Consider the following 23020-nt stretch of genomic DNA (forward strand, 5'->3'; position numbering starts at 1 on the left):
GGTTCAAGGTCTAGACGCCCACCGGCACTGCCTGGAGGTTAGAAATCGAGGATGCGGGTGCCTGCAATCGTCTGGGCAAAGCCCACGCCAAACAGGTGTGCGGGGCTTTCAAAGCCGCTACGGCGCTCGCCGCCAAGCACCCGTCGCGCGGCTTCTACTGCGGCGAGGGGCGTGTAGCTGTAGCCATTGACGGTCTCGATCACCGAGCGCGCCACGCTGCCATCCGCGCCGGTCACTTCGGCGATGGCGCGGGCGCGATGGGCGTCACGCTCGCCCTGCGTGGGGCCGTCGGGCAGTTGCGACAGGTCACCCTCGGGGAAGGCGTCGCCACTGATGTGCACGAACATCGCAATATCCGGGATCGCGGTGGAATGCCAGGCGGTCACCAGGTCGCCGAAGGACAGCGGCGCGCACAGCACCGGGCCATCGCCAAAGTCCAATAGCTGGGGCTGGGCGTCCGGGGTCGCGATCAGTTGGCCGTCGACCCTTGCCATAACGCCCGCGCCGATGATTTCGCCAACGCTCAGCGCCGAGCCTCGAGACATCGAGCCCGGCACTTGCAGGGCGATGCGCAGCGATTGGGGCTGCCGTACGCGCTGGGCGACGTGCATGGCCAGGCAGTCGGTGGGCACGACGTCCCAGCCAACACCGGGCAGCAACATGACGCCGGCTGCGGCGGCGTCGGTGCCGAGTTGTTCGGCCAAGCGATAGACGTTGATCTCGGCGGTGATATCCAGGTAATCGACCCCGGCCTTGATACAGGCCTGCATCAATGTGCCCGCCGTGTGCGCGAAGGGCCCGGCGACATTGAGCAGCACATCGATACCGTCCAGGGCCTCAGCGGTAGGTGCCTGCGCGGTGAAGACGCGGTATTGCACGTCGAGTTGGGCCGCGAGTGGCGCCAGTCTTTCCGCATTGCGCCCGGCGATCACCAGGTCCAGGCCCAGTTTTTTGGCGTGTTCGGCGGCCATGCGCCCGGTATAGCCGGTGGCGCCGTAGATCATCAAGGTCTTCATAGGGTGTGCTGCCAGTTCTTGTAGACGAATTCGAGGCTGTACCCGTCCGGGTCCAGTACGTTGGCGGCGTAGTAATTGGGGTCGTAGTGCAAGCGTGCGCCGGGCGCGCCGTTATCGCGGGCGCCATGGGCCAGGGCGGCGGCATAGGCGGCGTCGACCTCGGCACGGCTGCTGGCGACGAACCCCACATGCACCGAACGGCCTTCAACGACACCCTCGCGCAGCCAGAAAAACATGCGGCCATGGGCTCCGAACCCTTTGAGATCCGGGTGACCGGCAGGCCCGTCCTTGCCATCGAAGTCATGACGAGCGGTGATGCCCAGGGGCGTCAGCGCGGCGGTGTAGAAACCCACGGAACGCGGGATGTCGCTGACTGAAAGAAAGAGATGATCAAGCATGCTGTAGCCTCGCGATTCAAATGATGTAGCCGCCCGCGACCTCAATTGTCTGGGCATTGATCCAGCGACCTTCTTCCGACAGCAGCATGGCGATAACCCGTGCCACGTCTTCCGGTTCGCCTACACGGCCGAGGGCGGTTTGCCCGGCCAGCAGCGCTTCGAACTCATCGTTCAAGCCACCGCCCAGTTCGGTGCGGATGGCGCCGGGTGACACCGCGTTGGCACGGATACGGCGTTCGCCGAATTCCTTGGCCATGTAGCGGGTGAGCACGTCAAGGCCACCCTTGAACGCGGCATACGGCGCCACGCCGGCGGTAGCGACGCGGGTGGTGGCGCTGGTGAGGTTGACGATGCTGGCGTGTTCTTCCAGCAGCGGCAGCAGGGTCTGGGTGAGGAAGAACGGGCCCTTGAGATGGACGTTGAACAGGCCGTCGAATTGCGCTTCGGTCACGCTTTCAAGCGGGTTGAACAGGCCATAGCCGGCATTGTTGACCAGCCCGCCCAGGGTGTTCGCGCCCCAGGTGGTACGCAGGGTCTGCACCACGGCGTCACGGAACGCTGCGAATGTGCCGGTAGCGCTGACGTCCAGTTGCAGCGCCGCCGCTTTGCCGCCGGCCGACTCGATGCGCCTGACCACCGCACGTGCCGCCTCGGGGTTGCGGTTGTAAGTGAGGATCACGCCGTGACCTTGGCGGGCACACAGTTCGGCGGTGCTGGCGCCGATACCACGGCTGCCTCCGGTAATCACGATAACGCTCATGGCTTGCTCCACTGTCGAAAAGTCGAGTGACCACAATAGCCACCGCCCTCCCCTGTGACGCAGCCGTTCCTACTCCAATCCTGCCTGTTTCTGCTTTTTGCTTGCGCAAGGTCTGCAGGAAGGCACAGCATGGCCAGCATGAATACTCAATTGATCGAACTGCGCACCCTGGCCGCCAAGGCCGAAAACCGCCGCACCGAGACCGGTATCCCGCGGGTGGCGATGGTTCAGGGCGAGATTCCTGAGCATATGCTCGCGGCGGTGTATGACCCGATGATCAACCTGATCCTGCAGGGCAGCAAATCCCTGACGGTGGGTGACCGCACGCTCCATTACGACCCGGCGACGTATTTTGTGATGTCCATCGAGTTGCCCGCCGTGGGCGTGGTCAACCCGGCGAGTACGGGCGAACCCTACCTGGCGGTCAGCCTGACCCTGGACCCGGCGGTGCTCACCACCTTGCTCAATGACCTGCCCGCGCCAAGCGGTCGCGGAAAACAGGACGCGGGGTTTTCAGTGGCGACGGTGACGCCTGCGTTGATGGACGCCTGGGTGCGCATGCTGCGCCTGATGGGCGACCCGGTGGCCATCGCGGCCTTGGCGCCGGTGTATGAGCGGGAAATTCTCTACCACGTGCTGCAAGGTCCCCATGGCTGGATGCTGCGGGAAATCGCCGCGCCGGATACCGCCCTGGCGCGGGTCAGCCAGGCGATCCAGTGGATACGCCGGGACTATGCCGAACCGATCCGGGTGGAGGCCTTGGCACAGAAGGCGGTGATGAGTGTTTCGGCCTTTCACCGGCACTTCAAGGCGGTGACCAACTTGAGCCCGTTGCAGTACCAGAAACGCGTGCGCCTGTTAAACGCGCGCATGTTGATGTTGGCCAGCGCGAGCAGCGTGACCAAGGCTGCGTTTGAAGTGGGGTATGAAAGCGCGACCCAGTTCAGCCGTGATTATGCGCGCGTGTTCGGGCTGCCACCGGCGCGGGACACGGCGCGGATCCTGGCACAGAGCAAAGGACAGTGAACACCGGCCAGCGCTCAACTTCACTTATACAAGATCGCCTGATGGATATCCTCCAGCGCCATGATGCGCTGGGCCGCGTTGAGCTTGATGGCTTCCTTGGGCATGCCGAACACCACGCAACTGGCCTCGTCCTGGGCCACCGTGGCGGCTCCGGCCTCGAGCATCTCCTTGAGTCCGCGCGCGCCGTCGTCGCCCATGCCGGTCATGATAATGCCGGTGGCGTTCCTGCCGGCGAACTTGGCCACCGAGCGAAACAGCACATCCACTGATGGCCGGTGCCGGTTGACCAACGGTCCATCAATGACCTGGGCGTGATAATAGGCGCCGCTGCGGGTGACCATCAGGTGCTTACCGCCTGGGGCGATCAGCGCCAGGCCTGGCAGGATGCGGTCGTTGTTGCGCGCTTCGCGCACCTCGATCTCGCACACGCTGTTGAGGCGCTCGGCAAACGAGGCGGTGAATTTTTCTGGCATGTGCTGCACGATCACCATGCCTGGGCACACCCTCGGCAATGCCGTCAGTACTGCCTCCAACGCTTGCGTACCGCCGGTAGACGTGCCGATGGCGACGATACGCTCGGTGGTCTGCGCCATGGCATGGCCATTGGCGGCGGGCAGGATCGCATCGGCGGTGAGCTTGCTGGCCGGTGCCAGTGACGGCGCCGGGCTGGCGCTGCGCTTGCCCAGGTTCCTGACGTTGGAGTTCGCTGCGGCGCGGATCGCTGCCACCAACTCGGCCGCCGACTCGATCAGGAAACTCTTCAACCCGGTGGAGGGCTTGGTGATGATTTCCACAGCGCCCGCCGACAGCGCCTGCAGGGAGGTTTCCGCGCCTTTCTGGGTCAGCGAGGAACAGATCACCACCGGCGTCGGCCGCTCGCTCATGATTTTCTTGAGAAAGGTGATGCCGTCCATGCGCGGCATTTCTACGTCCAGCACGATCACATCCGGCCATTCCCGGGCGAGCTTGTCCATGGCGAAAATCGGGTCGGAGGCGGCGCCCATGACGTGGATATCCGGCGTATCGCTGAGAATCGCCAGCAGTACCTGGCGCACCACGGCCGAATCATCGACGAGCAGCACACTGATTTTTTTGGTAGGCATCTTGTTGAAGTATTCCCATTGGTTGGTGCCGGACCCAGACGTTGCCGTTCCACAGGTCGAACATGATCGTGCGGTAACCGGTACTGCCCATGTCCTGGGCCGTCAGGTGCAGGTGATAGTGCTCAGCCAGGTCCAGCGCCGCGCGAATATTCAGGCTGGCCACGTCCTGCGTTGGCAGGCGGCGCTGCTGCTCGGGAAACATCTTGCCGCCGCCGAACAACTTGACCTGGTAATCCCGTGCATGCGTGCCATTGCCCTCGGCGTGGCGCAGCAGCAGTTCCAGGGCTTCGTCGGCATATCGGCCATCCAGGGGCTGATGGTCGCGCAGGCGCCCCGGCAGCATGAAGTGACACATGCCGCCGATCAGCCGTTGCGGGTGCCAAAACGTGATCGCCACGCAGGAACCGAGCAAGGTGCGCAGGCGCGTCGACCGCGTCGCAAAGCTGACCTGCCCAGGTGCCAAGACCACTTCGGCCGTACCGACAGGCTTTTTCATGGCTTGCGATAAATCGACGGCGCCACCAGTTTCAAGGTGTCATTGACGCCGTGGAGGCTTTCCGAGTGACTGATGATCAAGTAGCCGCCGGGCTTGAGCAGCGGCAGCAGGCGCGCGACCACCTGGCTCTTGGTTTGCTGATCGAAATAAATCATCACGTTGCGCAGGAAGATCACCTCGAATTCCCCCAGGGCGGGCAGCGCTTCGTTGAGGTTGACCTGGACAAATTTGACGCGGTTACGCAAGGCCTTGTCGATCAGGAAGGTGCCCTCCTGGCGGCCAATGCCCTTGAGGCAGTATTTGGTCAGCAGCGGCTGGGGCAATGTCTCGGTGCGTTCCATGGAGTAATGGCCAGTGCGCGCCTTGGCCAGCACTTGGGTGCTGATGTCCGAGCCGGTCACTTCCCAGGGCGTGCTGCCAAGGCTTTCGGCCAGGGTCATCGCCAGGCTGTAGGGCTCTTCGCCCGAGGAACTGGCCGCGCTCCACACGCGAAACACCTTGCCCGGCGCGGCATGGGGCAGCACCTGCTGACGCAGGAACTCGAAGTGCTTGGGCTCGCGAAAAAAATAGGTTTCGTTGGTGGTCAGCAAATCCAGCGCAACCTGCAGTTCGCCCTTGCGCTCACCATTCATGATCAGCTTGAAATACTCACCATAGCTCTGCAGCTCATAGTGCTTGAGGCGTTTGAACAGGCGCCCGGCCACCAGGGCTTTCTTGGCCGGCGACAGGTTGATACCGGCCGCGCGGTACAGCCAGGTCTGGAACTGACCGAATTCACGATCATCGATGGAGGCGGTGTCTGGCATGGTCTGGCCTCAACGCGGGTCGAGGTCGAGGGCCGGCGCCTGGCCACCCTCGGCGAGGCTGGACATCTCATCGATGGACAGCACCTTGTCCACCTCCAGCACGATCACGAACTTGCCGTCGACCTTGGCCATGCCGCTGATGAAATCAGCGCGAATGCGCGCGCCGAAACTGGGCGGCGGCTCGATTTGCGTGGCCGGGATTTCTTGCACGGCAGACACCGTATCGACCAGCAGCCCGATGTCCTGGGGCTGGCCATTTTCGCTACGCGCTTCGATGATGACCACGCAGGAGCGCCGAGTGATCGCCGAGTTGGCCCGCCCAAAGCGTGCCGACAGGTCCACCACCGGCACCACCGCGCCGCGCAGGTTGATCACCCCGCGCACGAAAGCGGGCATCATCGGCACCACGGTCAGGCTGCCGTATTCGATAATTTCCTTGATCCCCAGAATGCCGATGGCGAACATTTCGCCGCCGAGCATGAAGGTCAGGTACTGCGCATCCTCATCTACCGCCACCGCGGTCTGCCGAGTCGTCATTACTGCGCCCATGTCACTCTCCCTAGTAGGCCGTATTGATCGTGCGATCAGAAGCGGGTGAAATCCGCTTCGTCCGGGGCACTGGCCATGGTGTAGGCGAACGCCTTGCGCTGCGCCGGTGGTTTTGGACGTGGCACCTGACGGTTGGGCTTGCTGCCAGGGCTGTCCACGCTGCTGTTTTGAACCGCGGCCTTGGGCGCTGAATCCAGCACGAAGAAGCTCATGGCCTGTTGCAGTTGCTCGGCCTGGCTGCTCATTTCTTCGGCCGTGGCCGCCAGTTCCTCGCTGCTCGAGGCATTTTGCTGGGTCACCTGGTTGAGCTGGGTCATCGCCGTGTTGATCTGCGCGACACCGGCGGCCTGTTCCTCGGACGCGGCGCTGATTTCCTGCACAAGGTCGGACGTCTTGTTGATGGAAGGCACCATTTCGTCGAGCAACTTGCCGGCTTTCTCGGCCATGTCCACGCTGCTGGAGGACAGTTCACCGATTTCCTGGGCGGCTACCTGGCTGCGTTCGGCCAGCTTGCGCACTTCGGCGGCTACCACGGCGAACCCCTTGCCGTGCTCGCCGGCCCGAGCGGCCTCGATGGCGGCATTGAGCGCGAGCAGATTGGTCTGGTAGGCGATGTCATCGATGATGCTGATGCGCTGGGCGATTTTCTTCATCGCCACCACCGTCTGCTGGACCGATTCGCCGCCCTCGGTGGCTTCCTTGGCGGCCTTGCTGGCCATGCCATCGGTGACCTTGGCGTTTTCGGTGTTCTGGTTGATGCTGGCGCTCATCTGCTCGACCGACGCACTGGTTTCCTCGACGCTGGCGGCCTGTTCACTGGTGGCCTGGCTCATCGATTGCGCGGTGGCGCTGACCTCCTCGGAGGCACTGGCCAGGTTATCGGCGGCATTGCGCACTTCACCGATGATATGTGCCAGCTTGCCGACCATGTTGCGCATGGCGTTGAGCACCATGCCGGTTTCATCTTTCCCTCCGGGCTCGATGTGCGCGTTAAGGTTGCCTTCGGCCAATTGCTCGGCGGCGCTCGCGGCCTGGCGCAACGGACGGGAAATGATCCGTGCGATGAATATCGCCAGGCCCAGGCCGATCAACAGGGCCGCGACCAGTACCGCGATGATCGACAGGCGGGCGCTTTCATACAGCGCCGAGCCCTTGTCACCCGCAGCAGTCGCACCGGCGTCATTGAGCTCGACCATTTTCTGCAGGCGGGCGGTCATCTCATCGAAATGCCCCTTGGACTCTCCCCTGAGCAAACCGCGCGCCTGGTCTTCCTGGTTCTGCCGGGAAAACTCAAGCACCTGCTTGCTGCTTGCAAGGTAGGCGTCCCAAGCGCTTTTGACGCTGGTCAGGAGCTGCCGATCTTCATCATTCGACAGCAATTGCTCGTAGGTACCCATGCGGGTTTCGAACTGTTGGCGCACTTCGGCGGCTTCGCGTTCGGCCTGGGCCTTTTCCTCGGCAATATCGGTACCGATGTGGCGATTTTCTTTCAAGCGATAGCTGGCGGCAAAAAAACGCATGCCGGCTGCTGCGCGCATGGAGGGCATCCAGTTGCCCTTGATGTCCTGGGCGGCCTGGTTCACGGCACCGAGCTGAAGGATGGCGAAGCCGCCCATGCCCGCAGTGAGCGCCAAAACCACCAGGAATGAGCAGATCAACTTGGTGGAAATTTTTAGATCGTAGAACCATTTCATCGGGGGAACCTCCATGGAATTGCAAAGACGTCAGCGAGCGACGACCGACGGCGATTGAGGCGCCTGGGGCGTGCGGGCTTCCAGTTGTACGATTTGGTTGAGCAGTGCCGGTACATCCAGGATCAGGGCCACCGCGCCGCTGCCCAATATGGTCGAGCCGCTGATGCCACGCAGTGCGCCAAACAACTTGCCCAGGGGTTTGATCACGGTCTGGAACTCACCGAGCAGGTCATCCACCACCAGCCCGGCCTTATGCTCGGCGTAGCGCACCACCACCACATTCTGGCGTCGGGCCACGGGGCCCTCATGGCTGAAGTGGTCACGCAGGTGCACCAGCGGCAACACCTCGCCACGCAGGTCCAGATAGCCCGTGTCGCGGCTGGACTGGCGCTGGTGTTGATCCAGCTCGATACATTCCTGGACCATGTCCAGCGGAATCACGTAGGTGGATTGGTCGATGCCGACCAGGAACCCATTGATGATCGCCAGGGTCAGCGGCAGGCGAATGCGCACCACGGTGCCCTGGCCGGGACGGCTGTCGAGGTCGACGGTGCCGCGCAACAAGGTGATATTGCGCTTGACCACGTCCATGCCGACGCCGCGCCCGGACAGGTTGGTCACCGCCTCGGCGGTGGAGAACCCCGCCTCGAAGATCAGGTTATAGATCTCCTGGTCGGTGAGCACCGCGCCGCTGGCCACCAGCCCGCGTTCCTGGGCCTTTTGCAGGATGCGTTCGCGGTTGAGCCCGGCGCCGTCGTCGGCGATCTCGATGACGATGCTCCCCGAGTCATGGTAGGCATTGAGACTCAGATGGCCCTTGGCCGACTTGCCGGCCGCACGCCGCGCATCGGCGCTTTCGATACCGTGGTCCATGGCGTTGCGCAGCAGGTGCATCAGCGGATCGCCGATCTTCTCGACCACGGTCTTGTCCAGTTCGGTTTCCGCGCCGCTGATGATCAGTTCGATGTCCTTGCCCAGCTCCTGACTGATATCGCGCACCACGCGGCGGAAGCGGTTGAACGTGTCGCCGATGGGGATCATGCGCAAATGCAGGGCGCCATCGAGGATCTCTTCGACCAGCCCCGATACCGTCGAGGCGGCCTCTTGCAAGGGGTCGTTGTTACTGGAACGGGCCAGCAGGTTCGCGCCGGCGCTGGCGATGACCAGCTCGCCGACCAGGTTGATCAACTCGTCGAGCTTGTCGGCGTTGACGCGCACGTAATTGCCGTCGCGATTTTTCGCCTCGCTGGCTGCCGGACGCTGCGGTGCGGCGCTCACAAGGCCGGGCTCTGCCTGCGTGCCCCGGTCGTCAGCCATGGCCGCCGTGTTGTCGGGCGTTTCGTCGACAGCACTGATGTGCACTTCACAGTCGTCACGCACGAAGTCGAACACTTCGTTGAGGGTGGCGTGGCTGGCCGTGGAGCGCAGCTCGATCTCGAACCCCAGGTAGCAGCTTTCCGGGTCCCAGCTGTCGATTGGCGGGATGCTATCGGTCAGGGTGAGGACCTGCATCACCTGCCCCAAGGTCTCGAGGTAGCGCAGGAATGACAGTGGGTCCATGCCATTACGGAACACGTCCACGCCGAAGCGCAGGGAGATGTGCCAGAGCACTTCGACCGCCGCGTCGTCGGCCACCTCGACGGTTTCGACGCTGGCAGTGGCGGTTCGCATCGGCTGATAGGCACTCAGTGCCTCGCGCAATGCCTCACCGCGCTCCAGCGCGGCAGGCGTCGGCACCTCACCGCGGTTGGCGACCACTTCGACCAGTTCGAGCATGTGGTCGCCGCACTTGAGCAGCAGCGCGATCAATGCGGCGTCCACCGCCACATTGCCTTCGCGCAGGCGGTCAAGCACGTCTTCGACGATATGCGTGAACCCCACGATCGACGCCAGACCGAAAAGGCCCGCCGAACCCTTGATGGTGTGCGCGGCGCGGAAAATCGCGCCGATGGCATCCTGGTCGCCGGGCTCGCTTTCCAGTTGCAGCAGGGATTGCTCCATGGCCTGCAACAGCTCGCGCGCCTCTACGATAAATGTCTGCTGTGCCTGATCGAGATTGATGCTCACCGGGACTTTCCTTGTCGATCAAAAAACGTGGGAAGCGCTGACTATGAAGCCGCGCTGCGACACAGTTGGAGCGCCTGCATAACCACCTGGCTCTGGCCGGTCACGCTCAAGGCTGTACCGGCGATGCCGGCTTCACGCCCGATGACGGCGAGCAACTGCAGGCCGGCGCCATCCATTTCCGTGACCTGCGACAGGTCCAACTCCAGGCGGGGTGCCGCGCCTATCTGCGGCAGCAACGCACCCGCCAGTTCCGCTACGGTGTAGATCGTAAGCTCGCCGTCAATGCACACGCGGGCAGTGTCGTCGACTGTTTCAGTGCTTATCGGCATGGGAGCCTCCCTGGCGCCGGGGATCAGGGCAGGATCAGTTTAGACACCGCTGCCAACATCTGCGCCGGCTGGAACGGCTTGACCACCCACGCCTTGGCGCCGGCGGCCTGGCCCTCGGCCTTCTTCGACTCCTGGGATTCGGTGGTCAGCATGATGATCGGGGTGAACTTGTAGTTGGCCAGCTTCTTGACCTCCTTGACGAAGGTGATGCCGTCCATGTTGGGCATGTTCACGTCGCTGATGATCAGGTGCACTTTCTGCCCGGTCAGCTTACCCAGGGCATCCTTGCCGTCGCTGGCCTCGATAACGTCGTAACCGGCGCTTTTCAAGGCAATGCCGACCACCTGCCGCACGCTGCTGGAGTCGTCGACCACTAATACATTCTTCGCCATGATGTGCTCCTAAAAGAAAGTAATGTCTTGAGAATTCTGCTGCACGGCCGCTTCGCCACGATGGAGGCGCCGTTGCTCGTCGGTGGCATAGGTGGCTTCCATGCGCGCCAGCCATTGGCGGGCGTCGACGGCCACCGCCTGGTCCGGGGCCTGGCTGGCCTGCAGGAGGTGGTCATGCAGGGCGTGCATGTTGTCTCGCACGTGGCTGAGGATCTGGCTGACCCGGTCCTGGAACTGCAGGTTGACCAACACCTCAGTCATCTCATCCCGGATGCCGTAGCTTTCCTGCTTGAGCAGGTCAGCGGATTCGGCCAAACGCCCGGTGATGTTCTGGAAGCGTTCGAGCACCACTTGAATACTGTTTTCGGACTCGGCCACTGAATGACTGTCCTGGTCGGCATTGCTGGACGCGGCCTGCACCAATTGAGTAATGGCGTTATTGATGATGTCGACCTTGGCCGACATCTGCTGGCCGGTTTCACTGGATTTGCTCGACAGGCTGCGCACCGCATCGGCCACCACCGCGAAGCCGCGCCCGGCCTCACCGGCCCGCGCCGCCTCGATGGCTGCGTTGAGGGCCAGCAGGTTGGTTTGTGCGGCAATCGCCGCCACATCGGCGGCCATGGTGCGCAGTTCGCCGGTGTAGGCGGTAAGGCTGCGGACCTGGGCCAGGGTCTGGTCACGGCTGGTTTGAGTGGCCTTGAGCGAATTGATCACCTGGCTCAGCTCGCTGTCACTGCGGGCCAGCACCTCGAGCGCGCCGTCGGCGGCCTGCCCATCCAGTTCGCCGGCCGCGTGCTGCGAGGCTTGTACCGTTTCCTGCAATCGTGCGGCGATCCCGGTGAAACGGTTGGCCAGGCTCACAATCGCTTCTTCGGTCTGATGCCGCGAGCTTTCCACCTGCTTGGCCCAGATCGGCATGGCGCCCAGCAATACCTCATCGAGCTGTGCACGAGAGGCCATGCCGTTGTGCGCCGCGTCCACCTCTGACTGATCCGCCTGCGCCCGCGCAATCGCTCGCAGCATGGCGTTGCGCTGCGAACCCGCGCTCCAGGCACAGGCACCGATGCCGATCAGCACCAGTACTGTGCAGGCCAACAGATTGGCCGGCGAGGTTGATTGCACGAGTATCCACAAAACGGCAGGCACGACCGGGATCAAAGCGAACCAGCGAAAACGTGGATAAACGGGAAGAGGCATGCTGCTGGAATGGCGCTGGGGCATGAGTTCGATCCTTGAACGTTGTTGCGGATGTAGGTGACTTAGTTATTATCTGCTCGGTACCTCGCAACTTGAGGCGACTTAGGTGCCTTCCGTCTGGTTTATGACCGGTGGGTGACAGGCTTGGCAGTCCTGGAGCCTTGTTGCTGAAGGATCAGCGGTGGTTTACGGAACAGGGGGTTGTTGCAGCGCTGGCTAGCGAGTCTGTCTTTCAGGCTGAAAAATCTCGCTGTGGTGAGGGAGGTTGGTTCCGTGGCGGCCTTTGGGCCGACCATGTCGTTGGGTTTTATCGAGTACATATCCGTTGCTGCGGTAACGGCTGATATTGGTTCCGCCCTTACGGCGGGTCACTTTGGAAAAGAGCCCCAAAGTAACCAAAGGGCTCTTGCCCCACCACTCGGTACCTCGCCTAGGCTCGGTATGCCCGAACGAAGGCTTGAATCCGTGGGCCGCCGTCATGGGCCATCCTTGGCCCAGGACGGCTAACCCGGCGTCCTGCCGGGTTACCCACGGATTCAAGCCTGCGTTCGGCCAGCGTGGTTAACGGGGCGCCTAGGATCAAGATCAAAAGCCAGAGCAAAAGCAGAGCAAAAGCAGGCTGAGGTCTACCTGCTGGATGGAGATCCAAATGTGGGAGGGGCGGTGCGACGATTCGACTTGCCCCCGATGAGGGTGGGTCAGTGATACTTGGGTTGACTGACTCATCGCTATCGGGGGCAAGCCCCCTCCCACATTTTTAACCCAGTACACCAGACCCAACTCCGGTCGGCTCTAAGGCCGCCGCGCTTTGGCTTTTGATCTCAAATCGCCCCGTCAAACACGCTGGCCGAACGCAGGCTTTGGAGCGTGGGTAACCCGGCAGGACGCCGGGTTAGCCGCGCTGGGCCATGGATGGCCCATCGCGGCGGCCCACGCTCCAAAGCCGGAGTGAGGGCACACCGAGCCTAGGCGAGGTGCCGAGTGTTGGGGCGAAGACCTTTTGGTTACTTTTGGGTCTTTCCAAAAGTGACCCGCTGTAAGAGCGGAACCATAGGCAGCCGTTACCGCAGCAACGGATATGTACTCGGTCAAAGCCAACGACATGGTCGGCCCGAAGGCCTCCACGAGAGTAAGCTACCCATACTCAGGATTGCCTGACTAACGCGCGCAGCAGCTTTATGTTTGCAACAAAACAAAACGGCACCTGGGTGCCGTTTTGTGTTCCACGCCCGGGGACGTTTACTTACGCGCTGCCTCCCACTGCTTGAGCAGGTCGCCGTAGGCCACGGTTTCGCCTTTTGGTTTCTCGTTGGCCAGTTTCGGTTTCGGCGCGCCCGGCTGGTCGAACCAGTATTGCGCGTCACGCTCGGGGTTCATTTTCGGGCCGCATACCGGCTGCACCTTGGAGCGTTCCAGGCGCGTCATGATCGCGTCCTGCTCCTTGGCCAGGTTGTCGAGGGCCTGTTGCGGGGTTTTCTCGCCGCTGGCGGCGGCGGCGATGTTGCTCCACCACAGTTGCGCCAGGCGCGGGTAGTCCGGCACGTTGGTGCCGGTCGGGGTCCACTCGACCCGCGCCGGGCTGCGGTAGAACTCCACCAGGCCACCGAGTTTCGGCGCCATGTCGGTCATGGCCTGTGAGTTGATGTCGGACTCACGAATCGGCGTCAGGCCGACGATGGTTTTCTTCAGCGACACGGTTTTCGAGGTCACGAACTGCGCATACAGCCAGGCCGCGAGTTTCTGCTTCTCCGGCGTCGACTTGAGGAACGTCCAGGAACCCACGTCCTGATACCCCTTCTTCATGCCCTTTTCCCAATACGGCCCGACCGGCGACGGCGCCATGCGCCACTTCGGCGTGCCGTCGGCGTTCACCACCGGCAGGCCCGGCTTGGTCATATCGGCGGTAAACGCGGTGTACCAGAAGATCTGCTGGGCGATGTTGCCCTGGGACGGCACCGGGCCGGATTCGGAGAAGGTCATGCCCGCCGCTTCCGGTGGCGCGTAGGCTTTCATCCAGTCCACGTATTTCTGCGTGGCGAACACCGCGGCAGGGCCGTTGGTGTCACCGCCACGGGTCACGCTGGAGCCCACCGGGTGGCAGTCCTCCACGCGGATGCCCCACTCGTCCACCGGCAAACCGTTGGGCAGGCCCTTGTCGCCGCCACCGGCCATGGAGAACCAGGCATCGGTGAAACGCCAGCCCAGGGACGGGTCTTTCTTGCCGTAGTCCATGTGCCCATAGATGCGCTTGCCGTCGATTTCCTTGACGTCTTCACTGAAGAATTTGGCGATGTCTTCGTAGGCCGACCAGTTCACCGGCACGCCCAGCTCATAGCCGTATTTTTCCTTGAACTTGGCTTTCAGCTCCGGACGCTCGAACCAGTCGGCGCGGAACCAATAGAGGTTGGCGAATTGCTGGTCGGGCAGTTGGTAGACCTTGCCGTCCGGCGCGGTGGTGAAGGAGATGCCGATAAAGTCCTTGATATCCAGGGTGGGCGAGGTGAAGGCCTTGCCTTCGTTGGCCATCAGGTCGGTAATGGATTCGGTCTTGCCATAGCGAAAGTGCGTACCGATCAAGTCGGAATCGTTGACCCAGCCGTCATAGATATTCTTGTCGGACTGCATCTGGGTCTGCAGCTTCTCCACCACGTCGCCTTCCTGCAGCAGGTCGTGGGTCAGCTTGATGCCGGTGATTTCACTGAAGGCCTTGGCCAGCACCTTGGACTCGTACTCGTGGGTGGTGAGGGTTTCCGACACCACGTTGATCTTCATCCCACGAAACGGTTCCGCCGCCTTGATAAACCACTTCAACTCTTCGAGCTGCTGGGCTTCGGTGAGCGTGGACGGTTTGAACTCGCTGCCGATCCATTTTTTCGCGGCATCTTCGTACGCATCGGCCCAGGCCGTGGCGCTCAAACCGCTGAGGGCCAGTACGGCGGCCAATGAAATGCTATGTCGCAGCTTATTGTTTTTATTCAACATAGAGACCTCCTGGTTGTTTATTCATAAGGGCACTAGCCCCAACGCATCACACTCAACAGCCATACCAGGGAGAGCGCGGACGCTACCCAGATGCTCCAGTCGGTAACGCCGATCACCAGCAAATGCAGGTAGGCGCTGCCGAGAAGACCGATAAACAAGCGATCACCACGGGTGGTGCTGATCGGTAGCAAGCCGCGCCGAGGGATGCTCGGCGAGCGCAGCTCCCAGGTGGTCATGCCCGCCAGAATCAGGGCAATGCCGCCAAAGAACAGTGCAGTGGGGGTGGTCCAGGCCATCCATTCCATCATCGACTCCTCAGACCCGGCCCAGGGCAAAGCCCTTGGCCACGTGGTTGCGAACAAACCAGATCACCAGCATGCCGGGCAGGATGGTCAACACCCCCGCCGCTGCCAGCACGCCCCAATCGATCCCCGACGCCGACACCGTGCGGGTCATCACCGCCGCGATAGGCTTGGCGTTGACCGAGGTCAGGGTACGCGCCAGCAGCAACTCGACCCAGGAAAACATGAAGCAGAAAAACGCCGTCACACCGATGCCGGAGCCGATCAACGGGATAAAAATCTTCACGAAGAACTTGGGAAAACTGTAGCCGTCGATGTAGGCAGTTTCGTCGATTTCCTTGGGCACCCCGGACATGAAGCCCTCCAGGATCCACACCGCCAGCGGTACGTTGAACAGGCAGTGGGCCAGGGCCACGGCGATGTGCGTATCGAACAGGCCGATGGACGAATACAGCTGGAAAAACGGCAGCAGGAACACTGCGGGTGGCGCCATGCGGTTGGTCAGCAGCCAGAAAAACAGGTGCTTGTCACCCAGGAAGCGGTAGCGCGAGAAGGCATAGGCTGCCGGCAACGCCACGCTCAGGGAAATCACCGTGTTCAGGCTCACGTAGTACAGCGAGTTGAGGTAACCGGTGTACCAGCTCGGGTCGGTGAAGATCACCTTGTAGTTGGCCAGGGTGAAATCCTGCGGAAACAGGGTCAGCCCGCCGAGGATTTCGGTGTTGCTCTTGAAGGACATGTTCAGCAGCCAGTAGATCGGCACCAGCAGGAACAGGATGTAGATCAGCAGCGGAATAACCTTGCGCTTGCTCATGTTGGCGGCCTCAGCGGTTGGCGTCGGAGTGGGTCATGGCGGTGTAGAACAGCCAGGACACCAACAGGATGATCAGGAAATACACCAGGGAAAACGCCGCCGCCGGGCCCAGGTCGAATTGGCCTACGGCCATCTGGGTCAGCGTCTGACTGAGGAAGGTGGTGGCATTACCCGGCCCCCCGCCCGTGAGGACGAAGGGTTCGGTGTAGATCATGAAGCTGTCCATGAAGCGCAGCATCACCGCGATCAGCAGCACGCTTTTCATCTTCGGCAACTGGATATGTCGGAACACCGCCCACGCCGAAGCCCGATCGATACGCGCCGCCTGGTAGTACACATCCGGGATGGCCCGCAGCCCGGAGTAGCACAGCAGCGCCACCAGCGAGGTCCAGTGCCACACATCCATCACCAGCACTGTGACCCAGGCGTCCATGGTGTTGGCCGCGTAGTTGTAGCTGATGCCCAGGGCGTTGAGGCTGTAGCCCAACAGGCCGATATCGGCGCGGCCGAAGATCTGCCAGATGGTGCCCACCACGTTCCACGGAATCAGCAGCGGAATGGCGAGGATGATCAGCACCAGCGACGACCAGCGGCCCTTGGTCGGCATGGTCAGGGCGATGGCGATGCCCAGGGGGATTTCGATCAGCAGCACGCAGGCCGAATAGATGAACTGGCGCAGCAGCGAGTCATGCAGGCGCGGGTCGAGCAGCACCTGTTTGTACCAGTCGGCGCCGACGAAGTAACGGCTGGACTGGTCGAAGATGTCCTGCACCGAATAGTTGACCACGGTCATCATCGGGATCACCGCGCTGAACGCCACCAGCAGGAACACCGGCAGCACCAGCCACCAGGCTTTGTTGTTCTGCACCTTGTTCATGGCAGCACCTCCAGCAGGTAGTCGTCGGCATACACCATCAGCCACTGCGCGGGGAAGCTGATACAGGCCTTGCCCTCCGGCACCGGTTTGTCTTCGGCCAGGCGTATCTTCAGCGTGGCGCCGTCGAGGTTGAGGGTCATGATCTTGTAGGTGCCGAGGTCTTCGAGGTGAGTGACATCGGCCTGCAGGGCGTCAGGGTTGTACTCGTCCCAGACGTGGATAAATTCCGGGCGGATGCCCACCTGCAGCTTCTTGTAGTCGGTGCCGGCGATGCGTTGTTGCAAAGCCTCGGATAACGGCAGAAGCGTGCTGGCAAACCGCACACCGCCGGCCTCGGCCTGCACTTCGATCAGATTCATCCCAGGGCTGCCGATGAAATAGCCGACAAAGGTGTGGCTTGGCCGTTCGAACAACTCACGGGGCGTGCCGAACTGCACGATCTGCCCGCCGTACATCACCGCGATCTTGTCGGCGAAGGTCGAGGCCTCGAGCTGGTCATGGGTGACGTAGACCATGGTGATATTGAACTGCTCGTGAATCTGCTTGAGCTTGCGCCGCAGCTTCCATTTCAGGTGCGGGTCGATCACCGTCAGCGGTTCGTCGAAAAGGATTGCCGACACATCGTCACGCACCAGGCCACGGCCCATGGAGACTTTCTGTTTTTCGTCGGCAGTAAGGTTGCGCGCCTTTTTGCTCAGCAGGGTTTGCAGGTCGAGGACTTCGGCAATTTCCTGCACCTTGCTGTGAATTTTCGCCTCGGCCATACCCTGGTTCCGCAGGGGAAAGGCCAGGTTATCGAACACGGTCATGGTGTCGTACACCACCGGGAACTGGAACACCTGGGCGATGTTGCGTTTTTCCGGGGTGAGGTCGTTGACCACCTGGGTGTCGAACAGCACCTGGCCTTCGGACGGGCTCAGCAGGCCGGAGATAATATTGAGCAGGGTCGACTTGCCGCAGCCCGACGGCCCGAGCAAGGCGTAGGCACCGCCCTGCTCCCAGATGTGGTTCATTTCCCGGATCGCGTAGTCCTCAGGCCCGTTCGGTGTAGGGCTGTAGCTGTGCGCCAGGTTCTGCAAATGGATCTCGGCCATCAGGCAACCCTCGCGACGCGACGCCCGGGGGCCTGGACCAAACGGCCCTGGCCATCGAACACAAACAGTTTATGGGTGGGGATATACACTCTGATCGGCGCGTCGACGTCGTACTCATGTACCCCCGGCAGGTGCAGCACCAGCAGGAAATGTTCGCTGCGCACATGCAGGAAGGTTTCCGAGCCGCTGATCTCGGCGACTTCCACGGTCACGGCCAGTTCCAGGTCGTCATCGTTGCTCGGCACCAGGCTGATATGGCTGGGGCGCACGCCGAAGCGGAACTCGCCTTCGCCGATGGGGCGCAGGTCGACGTTCAGCGGGAAGTGCACGAAATTGGCGAAGCTCACCTCGTTACCGCTGATACGCCCCGGCATCAAGTTGATCGGCGGCTCGGAAAACAGCTCGGCGGCCAACACGGTTTGTGGCTGGTGATAGACCTCGGCAGCCTTGCCGCTCTGGATCACCCGGCCTTCATGAAGAATGGTAGTGGTGCCGCCCAGGGCCAGGGCCTCGTTGGGCTCGGTGGTGGCGTAGATGGCAATGGTATGCCGCGCCTTGAACAGCTCGCGCATTTCCTGACGCAGCTCTTCGCGCAGTTTGTAGTCCAGGTTCACCAGCGGCTCGTCGAACAGGATCAGTTCGGCGTCTTTGACCAAGGCCCGGGCCATGGCCGTGCGTTGCTGCTGGCCACCGGACAATTCCAACGGGTGGCGCTGCAGGAATTTCTCGATGCGCAGCATCTTTGCGGTTTCCAGCACTTTGCTCTGGATCAGCTCGTTGGATACACCGGCCTGGCGCAACGGCGAGGCGATGTTTTCGAACACGGTCATGGTCGGGTAGTTGATGAACTGCTGATACACCATCGACACGTTGCGCAGGCGCACCGGCTTTTGCGTGACGTCCACGCCGTTCATCAGGATGCGGCCGCTGTCGGGCTTGTCCAGGCCAGCCATCAGGCGCATCAGGCTGGTCTTGCCGGACAGGGTGCGGCCAAGCAAGACGTTGAAGGAACCGGCTTCGAAGCGCAGGTTGGCATCGTCGATCCAGGTTTGGCCTTCGACGACGCGGGAGACATGTTCCAGGGTCAATGACATGACACGACCTTTTTATTATTGGAATGAATCTGGCCAGTCGTCAGAGCGAGTTTCGTGCCAAAAATGGCAGGTGCTTGATCCATAAGGCAATGAGCTGAACGGGATGTTCAGGAGCGAACAGAAATGAACAGGTCGGGCTGAACAACTGAACAATCCGGGGGTTGACAATGAACAGTTCTGAACAACACTCTTTGAACCCGATTGATCTGGTTACATCCGCTGGATTGTGCAAGACCCCAAAACAATAAAAAGAAGGTCGCCCCATGGCCGAACCCCTGGCTCACGACACCCTTATCCAGGAATCCTGGCGCCGTTGCCGCGCCTTCGGCCTGGACCACCAGAGCACGCCCAGCTTCGATCAACTGCCCGCCGAGGGCATCAGCCAATTGCTGGAAAGCCAGCATTCCCTGGTGCAGACCACGCACCAGGAAGTCCTGCCCTATTACGAAAATATCCTGAGCAATTCCAACTGCCTGATCATGCTCGCCGACAATCAGGGCCAGGTGTTGACCAGTTGGGGCACCCAGCGCTTTATCGAGCCCAAGCTGGCCCGTGGCTTCAGCGCCGGCGCCAGTTGGATGGAACGCTCCAGCGGCACCAACGCCATCGGCACCGCACTGGCCTGCGCCCAGGCGGTGCATATCGAGCATGACGAACACTTCCTCAAGGCCAACCGCTTCATGACCGGCTCGGCGGCGCCGATCTTCGATGCCCAGCGCGAAATCATCGCGGTGCTGGATGTGTCCAGCGACAGCTACCTGCCGCCCTCCCACACCTTGGGCATGGTCAAGATGATGAGCCAGACCGTGGAAAACCGGCTGATCCTCAACCTGTTTCGCGGTGAACACTTCCAACTGACGTTCAACACCGGCCTGAGCAACCTCGACAGCCAATGGGCCGGGCTGCTGATCTTTGACGAGAGCGGCCAGGTGCTCTCGGCCAACCGTCGGGCCGACAATTTGCTGGGCATCAGTCTGTCGCGGGTGATGATCGACAGTTTGTTCAAGGTGTCGCTGCTGGAGTTGCTCAATCAGCCGGAGGGCCTGCCCTTTTCGTTGCAGGCGGCGGGGCGCAATCGCTTCCAGTGCCTGCTGAAACGGCCGAAGCAGATGCCGGTGCAGGCGCGGGTGTTCAGTGAGCCCGTTGCGCCAAAGCCCGCTGCGATTGGCTTGAAGACCTTGCACTTTGGCGATGTGCGCGTGGAAAAAGCCGTGCGCCAGGCCGAGCGTTTGTTGGAAAAGGACATCCCGCTGCTGATCCACGGTGAAACCGGCGTGGGCAAGGAAGTCTTCGTCAAGGCCCTGCACCAGGCCAGTTCCCGCAGCCAGCAGGCCTTTATCGCAGTGAATTGTGCGGCGATTCCCGCGGAGCTGGTGGAATCGGAACTGTTCGGCTACGAAAAAGGCGCGTTTACCGGCGCCAACCAGAAAGGCAGCATCGGCCTGATCCGCAAGGCCGACAAGGGCACGCTGTTCCTCGATGAAATCGGCGATATGCCGCTGCCGACGCAAGCGCGCCTGCTACGGGTATTGCAGGAGCGTTGCGTGCAACCGGTGGGCAGCAGCGAGTTGTTCCCGGTGGATTTGCGCATCATCTCGGCCACTAACCGGGCCCTGCGCGAGCGGGTCCAGGCCGGGCGTTTTCGCGAGGATTTGTACTACCGCATCGGCGGCCTGACCCTTGAATTGCCGCCATTACGCGAACGCAGCGACAAGCGGGCGCTGTTCCAGCAGTTGTGGCAGCAACACCGTGAGCCAAGCCAATGGGCCGGGCTCAGTGCCGAGGTGCTGGCGCTGTTCGAACAGCACCCATGGCCGGGCAACCTGCGCCAGGTGAGCAGCGTGCTGCAGGTGGCGCTGGCGATGGCCGAGGAACAGCCGATTCGCCCGGAGCATCTGCCGGATGATTTTTTTGTCGATTTGAAAGTGACGGCACCGCTGCCCGCCAATGAGTACCCGGATGACAGCATCGACCTGAGCCAGCGATTGAAGGCGGCCGGTGGGAACATTTCCCACCTGGCGCGGGAGCTGGGGGTGAGCCGCAACACCCTGTACAAGCGCCTGCGCCAAGGCAATGACTGAACGCACGTAGCCACCCATCGCGCCCCCCGTAGCAGCTGCCGAGCGCAAGCGAGGCTGCGTTTGCGTTATGCCTGACACACCGCCAACGCAGCCTCGCTTGCGCTCGGCAGCTGCTACGGATTTGTGTGATGGTGGATATGCGGGGAGAGGCCTCAGCGTGGCTTGACCACCACCAGCAGGTCGGTGAAGTACTCCACCTGGATCGGCAGGTTATCCGCCAGGGTCGACAGCGCCGCCGCCGTGTCATCCAGCTTGAACACCCCCGTCACCCGCAGGTTCTGCAGGGCCTGGGGGTCGAAGCGCAGCAGGCCGTGGCGGTAGCTGGCCAGGGTTTGCAACACCTCGCTCAGCGGTTGGTCGTTGACCCTGAGCAGGCCACGGGTCCAGGCGTCCGGGTCGGCGTTGCCGATGGCCTCGGGTGGCTGGGCGCGGCCATGGTCGAGGATCGACCGCTGGCCGGCGCTGACCTTGACGCCTTCGCGGGCATCACCTTCGACCGCCACGGTGGACTCGATCACCGTCACCACCGTCGTGCCGTCTGGCGCACGCTTGACCAGGTAACGCGTGCCCAGGGCGGTCGCCGTGCCTTGGTCGGTGCGCACCACGAAGGGCCGTTGCACGTCCTTGGCCACGTCAACCCAGAGTTCGCCTTGCAGCAGTTCGATCACCCGTTGGTGACCGTCGAATTTCACGTCCACCGCCGAGTTGCTGTTGAGCTGCAACTGGCTGCCGTCTTCGAGGGCGATCTGACGGCGCTCGCCCACGCCGGTGCGTTGGTCGGCCATCCATACCGGCAGGTGCTCAAGGCCCAGCCAGCCGCACAGCACGATGCCGAGCACACCCATCACCTGTGCACCGCGTGCGCGTCGCGGCGCAAACGCGCGGTTCAGGGCAAGGCGTGCGGGTTGTGCGGGCAAGGTGTCGAGGCTGCCCCACAGCGAGCGCATGCGTTCGATAGCAACGCCGTGGCGAGGGTCTGCCTGGCACCAGGCGTTGAAGGCTTGGCGCTCGGCGTCGCTGACCTCTTCGTCGTGCAGGCGGGTCAGCCAATTCGCCGCTTGCTGGATGATCTGTTCAGAACTCATGCCAGCGGGTCTGCTGCGTGCAGGCTGTGGTAGCAGTGCACCAGGGCACTGGAGATGTAGTTTTTGACGGTACTGGCAGACACGTCCAGGCGCGTGGCGATTTCGCTGTAGGTCAGCCCGTCGAGGCGACTCAACAGGAAGGCTTCGCGGGCCTTGGCGGGCAAGCCGGCAAGCATTTCGGCGATGCGTTCCAGGGCTTGCAGGGCGACATGGATCGCGGCCGGGTCGGGCATGCCGGCGTCCTCGCTCTGGATCACCAGGGCTTCCATGTAGGCTTTCTCAATGCGTCGACGCCGGGCGCCATCGATCAGCAAACGCCCTGCCGTGGTGGCCAGGAAGGCCCGGGGTTCCTTGATATTTTGCGGCTCGGCGAGCATCAGCACACGGATGAAGGCATCGTGGGCCAGGTCGGCGGCGTGCTGGGAACACCCCAGTTTTCGGCGCAGCCAGCCATGCAACCAGCCGTGGTGCTCGCTGTACATCGCCGTAAGGGTCTGCTGACGCACTGAATCGCCCAGCGCGGCCGGAATGTCATGCATGCGCAAAAGAGTCTCAAATGGGAAGAATTACCAATTGCGCAAACAATGCCAGTAAAACGATAGTGGGGCAAGGGGCTCGCAAGCGCTGAAAGCACCACGAATCAACTGTGGGAGGGGGCTTGCTCGCGATAGAGGGTGGGTCAGTCAGCTTATCTGTCGCTGATACACCGCTATCGGGGCATGGGTATCTACACAACTTTTCAGCCCCTGACAAATCTCCCTGTGGCGAGCGGGCTTGTCCCGCGTTGGGCCGCGTAGCAGCCCCAGTAAAGCAGAATGCGGTGTATCAGAAACTCCATAGCGGCTGTTTTGGGGC

At 62.1% G+C, this 23020-nt stretch carries 22 protein-coding genes; 2 read left to right on the forward strand and 20 right to left on the reverse strand.

Annotated features, from left to right (window positions below; translation table 11 throughout):
• Window positions 1-38: 38 nt before the first annotated feature.
• The 3 genes from AB1462_RS28620 to AB1462_RS28630 are packed head-to-tail and all read right to left on the reverse strand — an operon-like array spanning window position 39 to window position 2174.
• On the reverse strand, window positions 39-1016 hold the full coding sequence (locus tag AB1462_RS28620; protein ID WP_090402945.1) for a trans-acting enoyl reductase family protein: 978 nt from the start codon (window positions 1014-1016) through the stop codon (window positions 39-41).
• A complete protein-coding gene (locus tag AB1462_RS28625; protein WP_090402943.1) occupies window positions 1013-1414 on the reverse strand; it encodes a VOC family protein in 402 nt (133 codons plus the stop codon). Before AB1462_RS28625 ends, AB1462_RS28620 begins: the two co-directional genes overlap by 4 nt.
• A gap of 16 nt (window positions 1415-1430) precedes the next feature.
• Window positions 1431-2174 (reverse strand): SDR family oxidoreductase, encoded by a 744-nt coding sequence (locus tag AB1462_RS28630; protein WP_090402941.1) that lies wholly within the window; start codon window positions 2172-2174, stop codon window positions 1431-1433.
• A gap of 138 nt (window positions 2175-2312) precedes the next feature.
• Here AB1462_RS28630 and AB1462_RS28635 point away from each other — a divergent pair, with 138 nt between their 5' ends.
• Window positions 2313-3200, forward strand: coding sequence for an AraC family transcriptional regulator (locus AB1462_RS28635; RefSeq protein ID WP_315338389.1), 888 nt, complete (start codon window positions 2313-2315; stop codon window positions 3198-3200).
• A gap of 20 nt (window positions 3201-3220) precedes the next feature.
• Here AB1462_RS28635 and AB1462_RS28640 read toward each other — a convergent pair whose 3' ends face one another.
• The 15 genes from AB1462_RS28640 to AB1462_RS28710 all read right to left on the reverse strand — a co-directional run bounded on the left by AB1462_RS28640 (window position 3221) and on the right by AB1462_RS28710 (window position 18999).
• Window positions 3221-4303 (reverse strand): chemotaxis response regulator protein-glutamate methylesterase, encoded by a 1083-nt coding sequence (locus tag AB1462_RS28640; RefSeq protein WP_259195028.1) that lies wholly within the window; start codon window positions 4301-4303, stop codon window positions 3221-3223.
• Window positions 4266-4799, reverse strand: coding sequence for a chemoreceptor glutamine deamidase CheD (gene cheD, locus AB1462_RS28645; RefSeq protein WP_259195029.1), 534 nt, complete (start codon window positions 4797-4799; stop codon window positions 4266-4268). Before cheD ends, AB1462_RS28640 begins: the two co-directional genes overlap by 38 nt.
• Window positions 4796-5605: a protein-glutamate O-methyltransferase CheR gene (locus AB1462_RS28650; protein ID WP_315338383.1), complete on the reverse strand. Its 810-nt coding sequence runs from the start codon at window positions 5603-5605 to the stop codon at window positions 4796-4798. The genes cheD and AB1462_RS28650 overlap by 4 nt, the downstream gene beginning before the upstream one ends.
• A 9-nt stretch (window positions 5606-5614) precedes the next feature.
• Window positions 5615-6154 carry a chemotaxis protein CheW gene (locus AB1462_RS28655; RefSeq protein ID WP_090402932.1) on the reverse strand — a complete coding sequence of 180 codons (540 nt, stop codon included), beginning with the start codon at window positions 6152-6154 and terminating at the stop codon, window positions 5615-5617.
• A 35-nt stretch (window positions 6155-6189) separates the two neighbouring features.
• Window positions 6190-7848, reverse strand: a complete 1659-nt coding sequence (locus tag AB1462_RS28660) for a methyl-accepting chemotaxis protein (protein ID WP_090402930.1) — start codon at window positions 7846-7848, stop codon at window positions 6190-6192.
• Between the two features lie 30 nt (window positions 7849-7878).
• On the reverse strand, window positions 7879-9915 hold the full coding sequence (locus tag AB1462_RS28665; RefSeq protein ID WP_259195031.1) for a chemotaxis protein CheA: 2037 nt from the start codon (window positions 9913-9915) through the stop codon (window positions 7879-7881).
• 41 nt (window positions 9916-9956) lie between these two features.
• Window positions 9957-10244, reverse strand: a complete 288-nt coding sequence (locus AB1462_RS28670; protein ID WP_090402926.1) for a lipid asymmetry maintenance protein MlaB — start codon at window positions 10242-10244, stop codon at window positions 9957-9959.
• A gap of 23 nt (window positions 10245-10267) precedes the next feature.
• Entirely contained in the window at window positions 10268-10636 is a 369-nt protein-coding gene (locus tag AB1462_RS28675; RefSeq protein ID WP_065873103.1) for a response regulator, read from the reverse strand.
• Window positions 10637-10645: 9 nt separating this feature from the next.
• Window positions 10646-11860, reverse strand: coding sequence for a methyl-accepting chemotaxis protein (locus AB1462_RS28680; RefSeq protein ID WP_367248629.1), 1215 nt, complete (start codon window positions 11858-11860; stop codon window positions 10646-10648).
• Between the two features lie 1215 nt (window positions 11861-13075).
• On the reverse strand, window positions 13076-14818 hold the full coding sequence (locus AB1462_RS28685; RefSeq protein WP_367248631.1) for an ABC transporter substrate-binding protein: 1743 nt from the start codon (window positions 14816-14818) through the stop codon (window positions 13076-13078).
• Window positions 14819-14850: 32 nt separating this feature from the next.
• On the reverse strand, window positions 14851-15123 hold the full coding sequence (locus AB1462_RS28690; RefSeq protein WP_014718862.1) for a DUF2160 domain-containing protein: 273 nt from the start codon (window positions 15121-15123) through the stop codon (window positions 14851-14853).
• 10 nt (window positions 15124-15133) lie between these two features.
• Window positions 15134-15934 carry a carbohydrate ABC transporter permease gene (locus tag AB1462_RS28695; protein ID WP_003174634.1) on the reverse strand — a complete coding sequence of 267 codons (801 nt, stop codon included), beginning with the start codon at window positions 15932-15934 and terminating at the stop codon, window positions 15134-15136.
• A 10-nt stretch (window positions 15935-15944) separates the two neighbouring features.
• Window positions 15945-16811: a carbohydrate ABC transporter permease gene (locus AB1462_RS28700; protein WP_025858174.1), complete on the reverse strand. Its 867-nt coding sequence runs from the start codon at window positions 16809-16811 to the stop codon at window positions 15945-15947.
• A complete protein-coding gene (locus AB1462_RS28705; RefSeq protein ID WP_259193136.1) occupies window positions 16808-17905 on the reverse strand; it encodes an ABC transporter ATP-binding protein in 1098 nt (365 codons plus the stop codon). Before AB1462_RS28705 ends, AB1462_RS28700 begins: the two co-directional genes overlap by 4 nt.
• Window positions 17905-18999: an ABC transporter ATP-binding protein gene (locus AB1462_RS28710; RefSeq protein ID WP_090402916.1), complete on the reverse strand. Its 1095-nt coding sequence runs from the start codon at window positions 18997-18999 to the stop codon at window positions 17905-17907. Before AB1462_RS28710 ends, AB1462_RS28705 begins: the two co-directional genes overlap by 1 nt.
• Window positions 19000-19262: 263 nt before the next feature.
• Between AB1462_RS28710 and AB1462_RS28715 the strand changes: the two genes are divergently transcribed.
• The gene (locus tag AB1462_RS28715; RefSeq protein WP_259193137.1) at window positions 19263-21080 is read left to right on the forward strand and encodes a sigma-54-dependent Fis family transcriptional regulator; all 1818 of its coding nucleotides are present in this window, start codon (window positions 19263-19265) and stop codon (window positions 21078-21080) included.
• A gap of 152 nt (window positions 21081-21232) precedes the next feature.
• On the opposite strand, the gene AB1462_RS28720 is transcribed toward AB1462_RS28715, so the two are convergent.
• Both AB1462_RS28720 and AB1462_RS28725 read right to left on the reverse strand, forming a co-directional pair.
• A complete protein-coding gene (locus AB1462_RS28720; RefSeq protein WP_367248634.1) occupies window positions 21233-22165 on the reverse strand; it encodes a FecR domain-containing protein in 933 nt (310 codons plus the stop codon).
• Window positions 22162-22704: a sigma-70 family RNA polymerase sigma factor gene (locus AB1462_RS28725; RefSeq protein WP_367248635.1), complete on the reverse strand. Its 543-nt coding sequence runs from the start codon at window positions 22702-22704 to the stop codon at window positions 22162-22164. The genes AB1462_RS28720 and AB1462_RS28725 overlap by 4 nt, the downstream gene beginning before the upstream one ends.
• Window positions 22705-23020: the final 316 nt, after the last annotated feature.

Source organism: Pseudomonas sp. SB113 (genome assembly GCF_040754745.1).
GTDB lineage: Bacteria > Pseudomonadota > Gammaproteobacteria > Pseudomonadales > Pseudomonadaceae > Aquipseudomonas > Aquipseudomonas grimontii.